The organism is Methylophaga sp. UBA3603 (assembly GCF_002375335.1).
In the GTDB taxonomy this organism is placed as follows: domain Bacteria; phylum Pseudomonadota; class Gammaproteobacteria; order Nitrosococcales; family Methylophagaceae; genus Methylophaga.
The window spans coordinates 1-16,803 of the sequence record NZ_DFMC01000010.1; the positions used below are offsets into that span (position 1 = coordinate 1).

Sequence of the window (16,803 nt, forward strand, 5' to 3'; positions counted from 1 at the left end):
TCTAGTAAATTAGTGGCGATTCAGAACGTAGGCAGTGCCCTGGGGTTCAATACCCAGACATCACTATTCTTTGCCTCACTGGTTGGTTCAACAAACCAACCAGGAAATACAACGACGGGTTTAATCTCATAATTCTTTCCCGTACTATCATGAAGGAGTAATTTTAACCAGTTAGCAGCGGCTTTCGCCTGAATGACAGGTTTGTCAGATTTAGGTTTGTGATTGATTTGCACGGTAATGCCATCAAAGATGATGGTTGGTCTACCGCTTGGCGGTTTACTGTAAGTTTTTGTTTCTATTACATAGATACCAGTTGAAGATATAACAACGTGATCCAAATTAAAATTTTCGGCGGGCACGTCATGGAATACTCTAGCATCGAGTTCTTTAATGCTATCTAAGTATTGACCAACTGCTTTTTCACCATCACGCCCTTGCCTAAGCCTTTTAAGTTGCTTACGTACCGCAATTACTTTGGGTACGTAATATAAACAAGTAATAGCCAAAATCAGGCTGTAAATAAAAGGCGCCGGAGGTATATCTTGCCACCACTTTAACCACTCCATGAAAGTGAGCGTCCCGATGAAAACCATATATATGGTATAGGTCAAACCTTTATCGATAATCAAGTCATTTATTTGTCGATCAAGCGTTTCGCCGGGGTTACGAAGCGGAATATCTTTTAATGGTGACTTCATTGTCCATGACTCACATAATTGAAGAAGATGATTCTATTTAATCATTTGTAATCTAATTCAATATAGCAGGTTGTTTATTAAGGCAACTCTTACTAGTTCTCAAATCAAATAACTTTTCTCAAGCACAGAGCTTACTTTTAATGGCACTATTTGGAAATGAAAACGACTAACGGAACAGAGTGCTTATGTGACGGAAAATATTTTTTAGTCTTAGAGTCTTTCGAGCTGGCTTATCTGATAGTGTCACCATAGTTTTATGTCGATGACAAATATAATGAGGCAGTGGTAAATACTCCTCTGGAGGATTTGTTAATGCTTTTGTATCGCTAGAAACATCTGTTGAAGATTTAACACTAATTTCACCATCATTTGAAAAAACAGTTGCCTCCCATTTCAATTTAGGCTCATCAACATCCAGTCTATTTGCATTCTCAACTTCCTCTAAAAATATCCGATCCAAGGTTTTAATTTGCTCTTGTACTGAATAGGATCGAGGTTTCTTACTGGCATTCATTGAATTTATCTCCATGAGGATACTAAGCTAAAAACTTATTTTTATCTCAGCATATTAATTTCACGTTAGCAGTGCACCTAAACAAATTGGCATTATTGAACTTTGGCTCTACAGCAAGTTTGCTCACGCGTAGATGACGCGTGGAACTCTCATTCCCAAAATTTCCGGGAGTTTCCGGGAATTTCTTGGAAGCATTGTAAATACTATCCAAGCACGAAATAACCATAGTTATAGCATTAAAAAAACGCCTATACATACCTTACCCTCATGTTAATAAACTAGGTCTGGGATCAGTCCTATTATCGTTTTGGTATAACGGAGTAAAACAACGGTTGACGATATAGCTAGCTTTGAGCTTGAAAATTACCTTGCCGCAGCAGACGCTGGATTGAGAGCTTTAATCCAAAAAAATGATTTAAGGTGGTCAAAGCGATTCTTTATCGAAAGACTTATTAGTTATTTGGCTTCATACGTGAACATTGAAAATCTTTTGCCTGTGTGTCTCTATAGCCCTTTCCTCTGGCTTTGGCTAAATAAGAAGCTCTGTGAATAGCATCATCGGCAATTTCTTCGCCTGTCCCAAAGTAGAAGGGTCGTTTAATGATTGGTACATGGTAAGAGCCTGTCGGCTCTTCCCAAGCTTCAGTTATTAGCTCGTTAATACGGCTTGAGTGCTTGATTAACCTTCCTTCCAAGAATAGAACAAAGTGATAATGCTGTGACTTGGCTCGCTCTTTTTCGCGTACCCAGCAAAAACCAATATCTTTAAAGCCATAAATACGCTTTAGCCTATTAAATAACCTTTTCCTAAAGGCGGTAATGCGTCTGTTATCCCCACTGTAAAAATGTTGGTGTAAATCAAATCTAAGTACAAATACTCGCCCCCATTTTTGAGCCGCTATTTCAAACTGGCCAATCATTGGTTCTAGAATTTCAACATAGAGACCAGACTTAGACGAATTAACACGGTAGATTTTTCCTCGATATTCAAAAATATCCTCATACATAACCGTCTTACGATTACGCGTCTTGAGACGAGCCGCTCGCTGTTTTCCCTTACCCTTTTCTTGGGTGATTTCATCATCATCTATAGATATTAGAAATAACCCGCCTTTATGGGGCGTTTCGGAAAAACGTGAAGCCTCGCCCGTAGTGGGGTTAGCTTCACTTTTCTGTGTCAAAACCGCTGTGTCAAAACCGTGTACAAATTTTGGAATAATTTTAGACATATTTTCACCCTAGTTTTCAGGTGAAGATTTGCCTTATACCACGAGTACGATTATGATCTATTGTGTTGTTTAAAAAGCCCTTTCTTAAAGTTTCGACGCTGCTGGTCAGGTCTTCTTTTTTTATAACTGCTAAAACATAATCACCCCCTTGTTCAGGCGCTATACCTTGATCCATCAATCTTTTAATTTCTGTCTGTAATAACGCTTCAAGCACTTCAACAAGAATAAGCTTGCTGCTGATCATGGAGTGGCGTTTAGTTTTAGTTGAACCCGTTGCCGCTAGAGTAATGGCCTGTTGTAGGTGAATAAATTGCAAGGTGCTGCGTTTAAATGTGGGTATAACCATCCTCAGAGACCCTTGTAACCGATGAACTTGATCCTTCGCCTGCTTGGTGCTATCTGAGGTTAATAGTGCTTTTTCACGCCAATGTAATAGCTCATTTTCCCGTTGATTGAATAGTTGGATAAAGTCTGCTTTAAAATGGTTTGCTTTATCATACGTAAACGCCATCACCACAATTAATAATTGATCATGATTCAAATTGAAATATATCTGATGTTTACCTTGCTGGTAGAGATAATAAGAGGTTGCAAATTTACATAGTCCTATTATGTTCAATGTTGAAATTCTGAGACTACTTTGTGATGCTGGTATGTTGAAATATTGGCCAGTAATTAGCCTGATGATTGAGACATTTTCATGATTCAGGTCAATTGATGCAATTCTATATTTTAATAATTCTATCTTTAAATAAAGCTTCTCGATTTTCATCACACTCCACCTTCTTCAGCTAGTGAGTGAATAAACTCAACTAAATCTTCATGTAAGATGAAACGACGATTACCTCGCTTAAAGGTTTTAATCTGATTTTTACGAATTGCATCAAAAATATATGAGCGACTGAAGTCGGTAAATTCTATAGCGCCATTGATTGAATGAGAGATTTTTTCAAGTTGAGAAGTTTGTTTTTTCATTGATAACACTCTTATTTAGTTTTAAGAAGTGTTATGCATTCTATGGATCAAAAATATAAACTAAAGCCATATAATTTTAGATATTCATTGCCGGCATAAATTTCACTAGAATTTATGACGGCATTAATTTTCATATATTGCTTGTCTAACCTACTGATGGTGGAATACCCAATTGCAAAGCTAATGTATTGATAGTTTCATCTTTCATAAGATACTCAGCTTTTTTCTTGAGGGTTCTCCTCACACGTGCTTCAGGACTGGATACTGTATAGTCGTATAAAACTAAATTTCCAATTTCATAATCTGTAAGTTTTATATTGTCATAAGCAGTTATTAGCCTCAGGTCAATATATGGAATGAGACGATCATGAACCCATTTTGCTTTATCTTGTTCGGAAAACGACTTTTCGATTGTATATTTAGGATATTTTGTTCTTATTTCCGAGAGCCAATTTCTAAAATGTCTCAAAATTAATTCATCTGAAGCAAAAATATCAATTTTTAAATGGCGATAGCCCAGCTCTTCATTTGGATGATTTTGATGAGTCAATTCATCTAAACAAACATCTAATTCTTCGAGGGATAGCTCTTCATCATCGTCATCAATAGTAACTCTTGCAGCCGAGATTAAACCTTGAACATCTAGAGCAGTAAGATCTGTTACTGTATCTAAAGCTAAATCTTCTTCATTCACTTGCTTACTATTTTCTGAGCCTTGAATACAAGTATCAATAATGGATTTGTTCCTTATTTGATCAATCCAACCTGTAAAATTCTGCTCCATCACACTTTCTTTGGCAGATTTATTGCCAGTACGACTGTGAAAAATCATCTGATACAATTCTTTTCTTATATACAATTGACCATAAATCTCTAAGAGTGACATATTTCTCAATGACTCATATTTTGCTAGTGAGAACCACTCAATATCTAACCTTTGCATTTCACTAATTCCAAAATCACTTTTTCTATAAGAAGACTAGCATTGATCCTTTCTCGTTCATATTCAGCGCGATTATAGACTGCCATTACACCCTCTAATTTGTGATTAAGAACACGTTCAACTATAAACGGTTCAATTCCATTGTCAGCCATTTTGGTAGCACAAGTACGTCTCAAATCATGAGGGGTATATCGATTATTGTTCTCAAAACCTAATCGCCTCCTTAACCATGCTTGTATATTTGTCGCAGTAGTCTTGGGTAATGGTAGTTGCTGTTTTGCAGTTTCTGTTAGATAAACCCAGTGAGATTTGCCATTCTTAGATATTTCTTTGTTTACTATCCATTTATCTCCATCTTTATACCCATTTCTTGCTTCACTTATTCTCAGACCAGTTAAAAGAAGAAAGCGAAGCATTCGAACGTTATCCTCTGTCCGTTGCCAACTATGTGAGCTATTCTTCCAGCTCCACATATCAACAATTTCCTGATCGGATAAAATTCGTTCTCTAGGATTAGGTTCATAGCCAGTAACTCGACTACTGACTTCCAACATTGGATTATCGTCCCGATGACCTAACTCGACTGCAAAGGAGAATATTTTTTTTAGATTGCTCCTGAGCTGGTCAGCCGTTCTTGCTCCGCGACTAGAGTAGTCCTGAATCATTCCTACTAACTGTACTCGTGTAACATCACGAACTTTTTGGGCGCCAATCTTAGGTATAACAGCCCTATCCATATATCCCTGGACGAGCTCAGGTCGCTTATGTTTCTTATTCGCGACCTCATTCATATACTTTTCAACTAACTGAGCAACTGTAAATACTGAGACATTTACAGCCATTGTTATTTTTGTGGCTTCTACACGAGCTTTTTTAAGGCTAATTGCAGGATATTTACCTATTGTGGTGATGCTAGCTTTTCCATCTATTCGACGCCGAACTAACCATGTTTTGGAAGACCTTCGAACTTGAAGTATTAAACAATCCCCAATAAGCAGTCGTTTATCTTTACCTTCCCATTTTATATTTCTTATAAAATGGTCGTTATAACTCACTGGTATACTACGTTCAGGCATAAAGGTTTCCTTGGTAAACTCTGTTTGCTTGGGCATCGTTAATCTATGCCCATTGATAATATCTAACTATACCTTGTGTACCAACCTGTGTACCAATCAGGTTGGGACTAAATAAAATCATATAGGACTTGTTAATTACCAGTTCTTTATAAATCAATCGTCTAGGGACTATATGAAACAGATAAAAGTACTTTTCGTGTGCATGGGCAATATCTGTCGTTCTCCCACCGCCGAAGGCGTTTTTGTCAGTTTGCTGAAAGCTAAAGGTACCAGTGACAAATTTCTAATCGACTCGGCCGGTACCCATGCCTACCATGTGGGCGAACCACCTGATGCCCGGGCCCAACAAACGGCCAAACAGCGTGGTATTGATTTGTCTTTTATCAGAGCCCGCAAGTTTCGCTATGAGGACTTTGAGCATTTTGATTATATTCTGGCAATGGATAAGGACAATCTGGAGATTCTTCAGCAAGCCTGTCCGAGCGAACACCAGCATAAGGTCAAGCTGTTCCTCGATTTCGCTGAAGGACGTGATGAGACCGATGTTCCCGACCCGTATTATGGTGGTCAGAATGGGTTCAACCATGTATTTGATTTGGTCACAGATGCGGCAGAAGGTTTCTATCGCACAGTTCTAAAATAACAGTTGTCATTCCAGTGATGAGGGGTATCATTTAGCGCTTTTGCTCCCCCATTTTCAGGAAGTCATTATGCCCGTCTCAGGCCTTTTCAAGTCTTTTACCGGTTGGTCATTATTTTTATTGGCCATGCTTTTCTCCCCCTCAACATGGGCAGTAGAAAATGTCGCATTACTTGATTTAACCGGACACTGGGTCGGATTTGCCGCCTTAGCGATATTTTTCATTGCTTATGCGTTGGTAATCGCTGAAGAGCATATCCATATGCGTAAATCCAAACCGGTCATTGTGGCGGCCGGTCTGATTTGGGGATTGATTGCCCTGATTTATTCACAGCAGACTGATCCGGTTTTTCATGAAACAGCTGGCATTATGATTCGGCATAATCTGCTTGAATATGCTGAGTTATTTTTATTCCTGCTGGCAGCAATGACCTATATCAACACCATGGGCGAACGTGGTGTATTTGATGCTATTCGTGCCTGGCTGGTGAATAAGGGATTTTCATTAAGAACTATTTTCTGGTTGACGGGTTTAATGGCGTTTTTCATCTCGCCAGTCGCTGATAACTTAACCACGGCTCTATTGATGGCAACGGTGGTGATGGCGGTTGCTGGCAATAATCACAAATTTATTGCGGTCGCTTGTATCAATATCGTTGTGGCAGCCAATGCCGGTGGTGCCTTCAGTCCTTTTGGTGACATTACCACCCTGATGGTGTGGCAGAAAGGTGTTTTGGCTTTCCATGAATTCTTTGCTTTATTTGTCCCATCATTAGTCAATTGGTTAATCCCGGCAGCCTTATTGTCTCTGGCGATTAAAAATGTTGCCGCTATCGCTGTACATGAATATGCACCGCTTAAATCTGGTGCGATGATCGTGGTTGGATTATTTATTCTCACCATTGCCATGGCCGCCAGCAGTCATCACTTTCTTCACCTGCCCCCCGTACTGGGCATGATGACAGGACTCGGGTTTCTCAAGTTGCATGGTTATGTCCTTAAAATGAATGATAAACGTCTTTTAAATAAGAAAGAGATTGACGGGCAAGCTGCATTTAATATTCAGGATGAAACACAGCAAAAAGCACCTTTTAATATTTTCGAACAATTGCAACGCGCCGAATGGGACACGCTGATGTTTTTCTATGGCATTATTTTATGCGTCGGAGGTTTGGGAACAATCGGCTACCTGAGCGTGGGCTCTGAGTTTTTATATGGTCAGCTAGGCGCCACCACCGCCAACATTATGGTGGGTCTGATTTCCGCAGTTGTCGACAATATTCCAGTGATGTTTGCTGTGTTATCGATGATGCCGGAGATGAGTCAAGGTCAGTGGTTATTGGCAACGTTAACCGCTGGTGTCGGTGGTTCATTGCTATCCATTGGTTCTGCAGCAGGGGTTGCTGTGATGGGTCAAGCCCGCGGTATTTATACTTTTATGTCTCACCTGAAATGGATTTGGGCAATCGCACTGGGCTACATCGCCAGCATCTGGGTTCATCTTTGGTTGAATGCAGATTTATTTACGGTGGTATTGCCATAAGGTCCGCTATTGAGAAAAATCAAGCGACCGTAACAACTTGAAATAGCGAAAAAGGCCCCGAAGTATTACAATTGCCGATTATTTTTTTGAACACAAATCAGGTTGAAAATGCGTTACAACACAGATGACTTACGCATCGTTGGAATACAGGAAGTATTACCGCCAGCGCAATTGCATGAACAATTACCGATCTCGGATGCGGCATCTGAAACTGTGTTTAACGCACGCACAGCCTGTCAGAACATTCTGCATCACCGTGATGATCGTCTGATTGTTATTATTGGTCCCTGCTCTATTCACGATCCCAATGCGGCACGTGACTATGCCAGCCGTTTACAGCCGTTGATTCATGAACTGGCTGATGATCTGCATATCATCATGCGCGTTTATTTTGAAAAGCCACGTTCCGTTGTCGGTTGGAAGGGTCTGATTAACGATCCCTACCTTGATGGCAGTTTCCAAATCAATGATGGTCTGCACATCGCGCGAAAACTATTACTGGATTTGGCAGAAATGGGAGTGCCGGCGGCAACCGAATATCTGGATCTGATCAGTCCACAATACATTGCAGATTTGGTTTCATGGGGTGCTATCGGCGCACGCACTACTGAAAGTCAGGCTCATCGAGAACTTGCATCGGGTTTATCCTGCCCGGTCGGATTTAAAAATGCTACTGACGGGGGATTGCAAATCGCAGTAGATGCCTGTCTGTCAGCATCAAAACCCCATCACTTTATGTCTCTGACCAAAGACGGACATTCCGCTATATTCTCTACCACGGGAAACCCCGACTGCCATGTCATTCTCCGCGGCGGGAAAAAACCTAATTATGATCAAACCAGTATTGATGAGGCAGCCGAAGTCATTGGCCGTAGCGGTCAGCCGGTTCGCATGATGGTTGATTGCAGTCATGCCAATAGTGGTAAGGATCACCTGCAGCAGGAAGTTGTTGGTCGATTGCTGGCCGAACAAATTGCCTCTGGAGATAATCGTATTATTGGTTTGATGCTGGAAAGCAATCTGGTGGCAGGTAGACAGAATGTCGAAGCGGATAAAGAACTGGTTTACGGCCAAAGTATTACGGATGCCTGTATGGCTTGGGAGAACAGTGAGCCACTGTTACGTGAATTAGCAGCTGCAGTCAGACAGCGTCGCAAGAATTCCGCTGCTGCCTAGGGCTTGTTGATCTTTCATATCCACCACTGCTGGCGGCTATTTTTGTGACCGACAAGGCGGAGATGAAAGATCAAACAATGGAATCTTTGCTGCGTTTCATAGTCAGATTGCAAACTCGTTGCAACGGTCCTAAGTCCTTCAACATCAAGCCTTAACCTCTATCGCAACGCTACATAAAAAGCGTTATTAAGCTATACTATTCGGTTCGTAATTTATATTTGAATCAGGATTAAGCGTGAATCCAAGTGAATTCCTGAGAAAATCAGTAGGTTATTAAATGGCTGACTATGCCCTAATTTTGATAAGCACCATTCTGGTGAACAACATTGTGCTGGTGAAATTCCTCGGCCTGTGTCCGTTCATGGGTGTTTCCCGTAAGCTGGAAACAGCGATGGGCATGGCACTGGCAACCACCTTTGTGTTGACCTTATCTTCTATCAGCAGCTATCTGATTAATGAATATCTTTTGTCTCCGCTGGGCCTTGAATTCCTGCGCACCATCAGCTTTATTTTTGTCATTGCAGTTGTCGTACAGTTCACTGAAATGGTGGTGCATAAAACCAGCCCTCTGTTATATCAGGTACTGGGTATTTTTCTCCCGTTGATTACCACTAACTGTGCCGTATTAGGTGTTGCACTGCTTAATGTTCAGGAAAAACATGGCTTCCTTGAGTCTGCTTTGTATGGCTTCGGAGCTGCTGTCGGCTTTTCAATGGTCTTAATCATTTTCGCAGCAATGCGTGAACGTTTGGCCGCCGCTGATGTGCCTGTTCCTTTTCAGGGTGCCGCAATCGGGCTGATCACAGCCGGACTGATGTCGATGGCCTTTATGGGCTTTGCCGGATTGGTGAAGGTCTAACGTATGCTGACAGCCATCATTGCCATCACGCTGCTCGCGTTGGTCCTTGGACTTGTACTCGGATTTGCTTCAATCCGCTTCAAAGTCGAGGGTGATCCAATTGTTGATCAAATCGATAAAATCCTGCCACAGACACAATGCGGACAATGCAGTTTTGCCGGGTGTCGCCCGTATGCTGAAGCGATTGCTGCCGGTGAAGTTGATATCAATCGTTGTCCCCCGGGCGGTGAAACCACTATTCAGGCGCTGGCCGATCTGCTGGATGTAGAACCCAAACCACTGGATGAAGAATGTGGTGTGGAAAAACCCAAGACACTGGCCGTAATAGATGAAGATCGTTGCATTGGTTGTACGCTGTGTATCCAGGCCTGCCCGGTAGATGCCATTCTGGGTGCAGCCAAACATATGCATACCGTTATCGCTGATGAATGCACCGGCTGTGAATTATGTGTTGAACCTTGTCCGGTAGATTGTATTGATATGGTCGAAACCCAACCAAATCCACATACCTGGCGCTGGCCGGATCCTTCCCATGTTGATTTGCAACGGAGGACCGGCTCATGAGTGCACCGTTAAGCAATTTCCCCGGTGGACTGAAACTGCCAGGACATAAAAAACGTTCTACGCAGCAACCGATTCGCAAAACACCATTGAGCAAACAATTGGTATTGCCCCTGCAACAGCATATCGGTGCAGCGGCCGTGCCCATTGTCGAAGTTGGCGATAACGTATTAAAAGGCCAGCGTATCGCCAGAGCGGAAGGACATGTTTCAGTGTGTCTGCATGCTCCCACCTCTGGTGTGGTCAGCGCCATTGGAGAACATGCTATTCCGCATCCTTCCGGGCTTTCAGCACCTTGTATTACCATCGAAACCGATGGTGAAGATCGGTGGATTGAACGCGAGCAAATAGCCGATTTCCGTCAACACTCCGCACATGAGTTACGGCAAATTATTCGTGATGCAGGCATTGTCGGTTTAGGTGGAGCAGGTTTCCCCAGCTTTATAAAACTCAATCCGGGTGTACACCATACTGTCGAAACCTTATTGATAAATGGTGCTGAGTGCGAACCCTACATCACCTGTGATGACATGCTGATGCGTGAACGTGCCGATGGCATTCTTGATGGTGTCGAGATCATGTTATTTGCGCTGCGAGCTTCCCGCTGCATTCTGGCGATTGAAGATAATAAACCTGAGGCGATTGCGGCAATACGCTATGCCCTGACCGGCAGACCACATTTATCGCAAACCGAAATTGTTATTGTGCCGACCCGTTATCCAACCGGTGGTGAAAAGCAGTTGATTCAGGTGGTCACCGGCAAACAGGTTCCTACCAATAAATTACCGATTGATATTGGGATCGTCTGTCATAACCCGGGGACTGCCTATGCTGTGGGTCGTGCGATTCTGCATGGTGAACCGCTGATTTCAAGAGTCGTGACGGTTACCGGTACTGATGTCCCTCACGCCGGTAATTTTGAAACATTGTTTGGCACACCGATCAAAGATTTACTGGATTTTTGTGAAACCAAACGTCAACCCGATGAGCCCTTTATTCAGGGTGGGCCGATGATGGGTTACAGCTTGGCTGGTGATGATTTACCTATCACCAAAACCGCCAACTGTATTCTGGTCGGGGTGGATGATGTTGCCCCACCTGCTCAGCCGTTACCGTGTATTCGTTGTGGTGATTGTGCAGACGTCTGCCCTGCCAGTTTGTTACCACAACAGCTTTACTGGTATTCACGCGCCAAAGATTTTGAACAAACCCGTAATTACAATTTATTTGATTGTATTGAATGCGGTTGCTGTGATTATGTTTGTCCAAGCAAAATTCCGCTGGTCTCCTACTTCCGGTTTTCCAAAACCGAAATCATGAATCAGCAACGTGAACAGCAAAAAGCTGATCTGGCTCGTGAGCGTCATGAAAGCCGTTTGGCCAGACTGGAACGCGAAAAGCAGGAAAAAGAAGAGCGGCAGCGGCAGCGTAAAGCTGCGTTGGCGGCTTCCAAAGCAGCCAAAGCCAAAGAAGAAGAATCCACCACAAACGCAGAATCAGCAGATTCGGTTACTGAGGAAAAAGCCTGATGCCCATTTTTCGGCTGAGCCCACCGTTTTTAGCTGGAGCTAACCGCGTCACCTTACAAATGCTGCAAGTGCTTGTCGCACTGGTACCAGCAGTAATCGCTATGACATATTATTTCGGTCCCGGTGTGCTGATTAATGTCACCCTTGCTGTGGTGGTTGCCCTGATCAGCGAAGCGGTGATGCTTAAACTTCGTCATCGGCCATTAAAGCCTTTCCTGAGTGACGGCAGCGCTGCGGTAACTGCTATTTTACTGGCATTAGCTATCCCGCCACTTTCGCCATGGTGGATGACGGTAATTGGTGTGACCTTTGCCATTATCTTCGCTAAACACCTTTATGGTGGTCTGGGTTATAACCCGTTTAATCCGGCGATGGTTGGTTATGTTTTGCTTTTGATTTCTTTTCCGCTGGAAATGACCACCTGGTTACCCGTGCAGTCGATTGCTGAGCAACCAATGGGATGGTTAAGTGCCCTGCAATTAATTTTTACCGGTCAGTTTAATGGTTTGGGCATTGATGCTTATTCAGGTGCAACCCCACTTGATGCAATGAAAACGCAGATTGTATTGGATCGACATCCTGAATTTATCAGTAGTCAGGAATTGTTCGGCATGGTCGGTGGGCTGGGCTGGGAATGGATTAATATCTGGTTCGCTTTGGGTGGTATCTGGTTAATTTACCGCAAAGTCATTAGCTGGCATGTTCCTGTCGCCATGATTCTGGCTTTGCTGATCATCAGCAGTATTACCACGTTAATTGACCCCACTGTGTCAGGGTCACCATTATTTCATTTACTCAGTGGTGGCACCATGCTGGGGGCATTCTTTATTGCGACCGATCCGGTCTCGGGTTCTACCACCTTGAAAGGTCGTATTGTATTTGGTGCCGGCGTTGGCATTCTGACCTATGTGATTCGTATCTGGGGCGGCTATCCGGATGGCGTTGCCTTTGCCGTTATTTTGATGAATATGCTGGTACCGTTAATCGACTATTACACTCAACCACGTGTATATGGTGGAGCAACACGATGAAAGCATTATGGAATCAACCGGCATTTCGAGTTGGGCTGATGCTGGGTGTGTTTGCTATTGTGGCCACCACTCTGGTTGCTTTTACTGAAGAAAGTACTCGCGAACAGATCAGAGAAAATGAACGTCAGGCCCTACTCGAAGCGATAAATGTGCTGGTGCCTAAACAAGAATATGACAATAATATCCTGAGTGACACTCTCGTGTTACCGCCGACGCCGCAATTAGGTACCGAGGAGCCAACCGTTGTTTACCGAGCCAGAAAAAACGGTCATCCCGTGGCAGCAGTATTAACCGCTGTGGCTCCTGATGGTTACAGTGGCAGTATCAAAATTCTGATTGCCATATACACGGATGGCACGCTGGCGGGAGTTCGGGTTATCAGCCATAAGGAAACACCTGGTCTCGGCGATAAAATTGATGTGCAACGTGATGACTGGATCCTGCAATTTGCCGGACTATCACTGGAATCACCGGATGAATCACGTTGGAAAGTTAAAAAAGATGGCGGTGAGTTTGATCAATTTACCGGTGCGACGATTACTGCACGTGCCGTAGTCAATGCCATTAAGCGTACACTGGAATTTTTTGAAGCAAATAAGGGTAAGTTGTTTATCCCGGCAGAGGAAAACACATGACAATCTACAATCAGATTATTAAAGAAGGTCTGTGGAAAAATAATCCGGCTTTAGTGCAATTATTGGGTTTATGTCCATTGCTTGCAGTGACCAACACCGTCATCAATGGCCTGGGGCTGGGACTTGCCACCATCCTGACATTAGTGGCTTCTAACGGTATTATTTCCATGCTGCGCCACCAGATTCCCGATGAAGCACGATTACCGGTGTTTGTCTTAATCATTGCGTCAATTGTAACGGCCATTGAATTATCAATGAACGCCTGGTTCCATGAGCTTTACCTGATCCTGGGTATTTTCATTCCGTTAATTGTCACCAATTGTTCGATTATTGCCCGGGCAGAAGCCTTTGCTGCACGTAATCCTGTTACCCCGTCATTACTTGACGGTTTGATGATGGGTATCGGTTTTACCGCCGTGCTGGTACTGCTGGGTGGTATGCGAGAACTGCTTGGCCAGGGCACCTTATTCAGTCAGGCACATTTAATGTTTGGTGAGGCTGCACGTGGTTTAACCATTACCGTCATCGATGATTATCGTGGATTTCTTATTGCGATTTTGCCACCTGGCGCCTTTATTGGTCTGGGACTTATCGTGGCATTGAAAAATGCAATTGATGCCCGTGTGGCGAATCGGACCGAGAAAGTGAAAGCTGAAGTACTGACTCCGCAAACCACCACAGGCTAACGATGAATCAAACGCAGCGGCAACAATTTTTCAGCAGACTGCGCGATCACAACCCATCGCCCACTACCGAGCTGAACTACAAGACGCCGTTTGAATTATTGATCGCCGTGATCCTGTCCGCGCAGGCAACCGATGTCGGCGTCAATAAAGCTACCGATAAACTCTACCCGGTGGCCAACACACCCCAGGCCATTCTGGACTTGGGTCTGGATGGTTTGAAAAGCTATATCAAAACCATCGGACTGTTTAACAGCAAAGCGGAAAACGTCATCAAAACCTGCCAGCAGTTAATCGACAAACATGGTGGTGAAGTACCAGATGATCGCGAAGCGCTGGAAGCACTACCCGGCGTCGGCCGTAAAACCGCCAATGTTATTCTCAACACCGTTTTTAAACATCCGGTCATGGCCGTGGATACGCATATCTTTCGACTGTCGAACCGAACCGGTCTGGCGAAAGGCAAAAATGTCCGTGAAGTTGAAGATCGATTGATGAAGGTGATCCCGGACGAATTCAAACTTGATGCCCATCACTGGCTGATCCTGCATGGCCGCTATGTTTGTACCGCCAGAAAACCGCATTGTGATCAATGCATCGTTACCGATTTATGTGATGAATACCGGCGTACTCAACGCCAGCGGAAAACAGCCTGATGGCCATTTTCAGTCAGGATCGTGATGCGTTACGCCAGCAATACCATGATGTATGGCAAAAAATGCAATCCGGACAAATACTTACCGCGCTCGAACAAATGATTGCCGATGTGATTGTGTTACATCCGGAATATCACAACCTGCTCTCCTCCCCGATTCAACCCGGTCAGGAGTATTTTGTGGAAAATGGGCAGACCAACCCCTATCTGCATATGGGCCTGCATATTGCGGTGCTTGAACAGCTTTCCACTGATCGTCCAGCCGGAATCGTACAGGCCTATCAGCGGCTAATCGCCCAAACGGCTGATGAGCATAAAGCACAGCATATGATGGTTGACTGTCTGGCAGAACAGTTGTGGTTGGCCCAGCAAAACCAACAACCGCCATCCGAAACCGCTTATCTCAATGCACTTCAACGTTTAACGGAGAAATAGTTATGCAAGCATTACAATTTCACCATGCAACCGGCCCCGCCCAACGTGTTCAAAAAGAAATGCCCAAAGCCACGGGTTACGATGTTGTGGTCTCAGTAGAAGCTGTCGCGGTTAATCCGGTGGATCTGAAAGTGAAATCAACTATTCAGGATGCCTCCAATGGCAAAACCATCGGTTGGGATGCTGCTGGAATCATCACTGACGTTGGCGAACAATGTCAGAACTTTCAGGTGGGGGATAAAGTCTTCTATGCCGGTGATATTGGCCGTGATGGCTGTTACGCAACTCATCAACTGGTGGATTCACGGATTATTGCCAAAGCGCCAAAATCATTGCAGCCCCATCAGGCAGCTGCGTTACCACTCACAGCTTTGACAGCTTGGGAGTCGCTGTTTGATCGACTGAAAATTGATGCAGAAAAAGATAGCGATAAAACCTTATTAATTATTGGCGCTGCCGGTGGTGTCGGATCGATGGCGATTCAGCTGGCAAAACAACTCACCAGCCTCAAGGTGGTTGCCACGGCATCACGGCCAGAAACACAAAAATGGTGTAAAAAATTAGGTGCGGATGTGGTGATTAGTCACAAAGGTGAGTTGAAAGATAATTATCAGGCAGCAAATTTGCCAGCTGCAGATTATATTCTGTGTCTGAATGACAGTGATTATTACTACCCGCAAATGGTTGAACTGATTGCACCTCAAGGGTTAATCGCCCTCGTGGTCAGCTTCCAGCAACCAGTGGATTTGAACCTGTTAAAAAACAAAAGCGCCGGTCTGGTATGGGAGTTTATGTTTACCCGTCCTAATATGAAAACAGCTGATATTCAGCAACAGGGCTATATTCTGCAACGTATTGCAGAGATGGCTGATTTAAACCAGTTACAACCTGTTTCGCAGCAGCATTTTGATCAGTTAACGCCACAAACACTTGATCAGGCTCATCATTTATTAAGCCTGGGTCAAACAATCGGAAAAATCACGCTTGGAGCGCTATCTGATACATAGCGCGGCTGAACATATGCCCGTATAATTAATGCCACTATTATGGAGTCAGAGGTAAACCATGCAATCTTCTAATACACCAAAGTACCTGATCGGCAGTTTAATTGTTGTCGGGGTATTGTTTTTAATCGCTAATTTAATTTTGTCGAATATGCTGTCTATTGCCGACAATGTAGTCGAACCTGAGCCCATGGATGCTGAAGCAATTGCAGAGCGATTAAAACCAGTAGCCAAAGTAAACATTGGTGAAGAACAGGTTGCAGAGGCTCCCACAGCTGAGGAAACTGAGGCTGCAGATGATGCTGCCGATGCTAGCGTCGGTAAACAAGTTGTGACTCAGGTTTGTGCGGTCTGCCATTCAACCGGTATGATGAATTCGCCCAAAATTGGTAATGCAAATGATTGGGCTCCCCGTATCGAAAAAGGCATGGATACTCTCTATACTCATGCTATCAACGGTTTTAATATGATGCCGGCACGTGGTGGCAATCCAAAACTGAGTGATGATGAAGTTAAGGCTGCCGTCGACTACATGACCTCATCGGCTGAATAACCGATAAAAATATTAGTCCGTGAGCACCGAACATATTCGGTGCTCACGGATAACTGAAAACTCA

General features: G+C 43.8%; 20 protein-coding genes. 13 read left to right on the forward strand and 7 right to left on the reverse strand.

Annotated elements, in window-relative coordinates; genetic code table 11:
* Positions 1–20 precede the first annotated feature (20 nt).
* The 7 genes from B4F66_RS10775 to B4F66_RS10805 all read right to left on the reverse strand — a co-directional run bounded on the left by B4F66_RS10775 (position 21) and on the right by B4F66_RS10805 (position 5,435).
* Positions 21–698 (reverse strand): nuclease-related domain-containing protein, encoded by a 678-nt coding sequence (locus tag B4F66_RS10775; RefSeq protein ID WP_292354078.1) that lies wholly within the window; start codon positions 696–698, stop codon positions 21–23.
* Between the two features lie 166 nt (positions 699–864).
* Complete coding sequence (locus B4F66_RS10780; RefSeq protein WP_292354076.1) at positions 865–1,212, reverse strand: hypothetical protein; 348 nt, start codon at positions 1,210–1,212, stop codon at positions 865–867.
* Between the two features lie 452 nt (positions 1,213–1,664).
* On the reverse strand, positions 1,665–2,441 hold the full coding sequence (locus B4F66_RS10785) for a YagK/YfjJ domain-containing protein (protein ID WP_292354074.1): 777 nt from the start codon (positions 2,439–2,441) through the stop codon (positions 1,665–1,667).
* A 16-nt stretch (positions 2,442–2,457) separates the two neighbouring features.
* Positions 2,458–3,213, reverse strand: coding sequence for a Rha family transcriptional regulator (locus B4F66_RS10790; RefSeq protein ID WP_292354072.1), 756 nt, complete (start codon positions 3,211–3,213; stop codon positions 2,458–2,460).
* Positions 3,213–3,416: a helix-turn-helix domain-containing protein gene (locus tag B4F66_RS10795; RefSeq protein WP_292354070.1), complete on the reverse strand. Its 204-nt coding sequence runs from the start codon at positions 3,414–3,416 to the stop codon at positions 3,213–3,215. The genes B4F66_RS10790 and B4F66_RS10795 overlap by 1 nt, the downstream gene beginning before the upstream one ends.
* 145 nt (positions 3,417–3,561) lie before the next feature.
* The gene (locus tag B4F66_RS10800) at positions 3,562–4,359 is read right to left on the reverse strand and encodes a DUF6387 family protein (protein ID WP_292354067.1); all 798 of its coding nucleotides are present in this window, start codon (positions 4,357–4,359) and stop codon (positions 3,562–3,564) included.
* Positions 4,347–5,435 (reverse strand): tyrosine-type recombinase/integrase, encoded by a 1,089-nt coding sequence (locus B4F66_RS10805; protein WP_292354066.1) that lies wholly within the window; start codon positions 5,433–5,435, stop codon positions 4,347–4,349. The genes B4F66_RS10800 and B4F66_RS10805 overlap by 13 nt, the downstream gene beginning before the upstream one ends.
* Positions 5,436–5,607: 172 nt before the next feature.
* On the opposite strand from B4F66_RS10805, the gene B4F66_RS10810 reads away from it, so the two are divergent.
* The 13 genes from B4F66_RS10810 (at position 5,608) to B4F66_RS10870 (ending at position 16,739) form a co-directional block, all read left to right on the forward strand.
* On the forward strand, positions 5,608–6,078 hold the full coding sequence (locus B4F66_RS10810) for a low molecular weight protein-tyrosine-phosphatase (protein WP_292354064.1): 471 nt from the start codon (positions 5,608–5,610) through the stop codon (positions 6,076–6,078).
* 67 nt (positions 6,079–6,145) lie between these two features.
* A complete protein-coding gene (gene nhaD, locus B4F66_RS10815; protein WP_292354061.1) occupies positions 6,146–7,618 on the forward strand; it encodes a sodium:proton antiporter NhaD in 1,473 nt (490 codons plus the stop codon).
* A gap of 108 nt (positions 7,619–7,726) precedes the next feature.
* The gene (locus tag B4F66_RS10820) at positions 7,727–8,794 is read left to right on the forward strand and encodes a 3-deoxy-7-phosphoheptulonate synthase (RefSeq protein WP_292354059.1); all 1,068 of its coding nucleotides are present in this window, start codon (positions 7,727–7,729) and stop codon (positions 8,792–8,794) included.
* A 277-nt stretch (positions 8,795–9,071) separates the two neighbouring features.
* Positions 9,072–9,653 carry an electron transport complex subunit RsxA gene (gene rsxA, locus B4F66_RS10825; RefSeq protein WP_226072788.1) on the forward strand — a complete coding sequence of 194 codons (582 nt, stop codon included), beginning with the start codon at positions 9,072–9,074 and terminating at the stop codon, positions 9,651–9,653.
* Between the two features lie 3 nt (positions 9,654–9,656).
* Positions 9,657–10,217, forward strand: a complete 561-nt coding sequence (gene rsxB / locus B4F66_RS10830) for an electron transport complex subunit RsxB (RefSeq protein WP_292354055.1) — start codon at positions 9,657–9,659, stop codon at positions 10,215–10,217.
* A complete protein-coding gene (rsxC, locus tag B4F66_RS10835; protein WP_292354053.1) occupies positions 10,214–11,743 on the forward strand; it encodes an electron transport complex subunit RsxC in 1,530 nt (509 codons plus the stop codon). Before rsxB ends, rsxC begins: the two co-directional genes overlap by 4 nt.
* Positions 11,743–12,774 (forward strand): electron transport complex subunit RsxD, encoded by a 1,032-nt coding sequence (gene rsxD, locus B4F66_RS10840; RefSeq protein ID WP_292354051.1) that lies wholly within the window; start codon positions 11,743–11,745, stop codon positions 12,772–12,774. The genes rsxC and rsxD overlap by 1 nt, the downstream gene beginning before the upstream one ends.
* Positions 12,771–13,409 carry an electron transport complex subunit RsxG gene (rsxG, locus tag B4F66_RS10845; protein ID WP_292354049.1) on the forward strand — a complete coding sequence of 213 codons (639 nt, stop codon included), beginning with the start codon at positions 12,771–12,773 and terminating at the stop codon, positions 13,407–13,409. Before rsxD ends, rsxG begins: the two co-directional genes overlap by 4 nt.
* The gene (rsxE, locus tag B4F66_RS10850; protein WP_292354047.1) at positions 13,406–14,095 is read left to right on the forward strand and encodes an electron transport complex subunit E; all 690 of its coding nucleotides are present in this window, start codon (positions 13,406–13,408) and stop codon (positions 14,093–14,095) included. Before rsxG ends, rsxE begins: the two co-directional genes overlap by 4 nt.
* A 2-nt stretch (positions 14,096–14,097) precedes the next feature.
* Complete coding sequence (gene nth, locus B4F66_RS10855) at positions 14,098–14,748, forward strand: endonuclease III (protein WP_292354045.1); 651 nt, start codon at positions 14,098–14,100, stop codon at positions 14,746–14,748.
* Positions 14,748–15,182, forward strand: a complete 435-nt coding sequence (locus tag B4F66_RS10860) for a DUF1841 family protein (RefSeq protein WP_292354044.1) — start codon at positions 14,748–14,750, stop codon at positions 15,180–15,182. The genes nth and B4F66_RS10860 overlap by 1 nt, the downstream gene beginning before the upstream one ends.
* Before the next feature lie 2 nt (positions 15,183–15,184).
* Positions 15,185–16,189 (forward strand): zinc-binding alcohol dehydrogenase family protein, encoded by a 1,005-nt coding sequence (locus tag B4F66_RS10865; protein ID WP_292354042.1) that lies wholly within the window; start codon positions 15,185–15,187, stop codon positions 16,187–16,189.
* A 58-nt stretch (positions 16,190–16,247) separates the two neighbouring features.
* Positions 16,248–16,739 (forward strand): c-type cytochrome, encoded by a 492-nt coding sequence (locus B4F66_RS10870; RefSeq protein ID WP_292354040.1) that lies wholly within the window; start codon positions 16,248–16,250, stop codon positions 16,737–16,739.
* Positions 16,740–16,803: the final 64 nt, after the last annotated feature.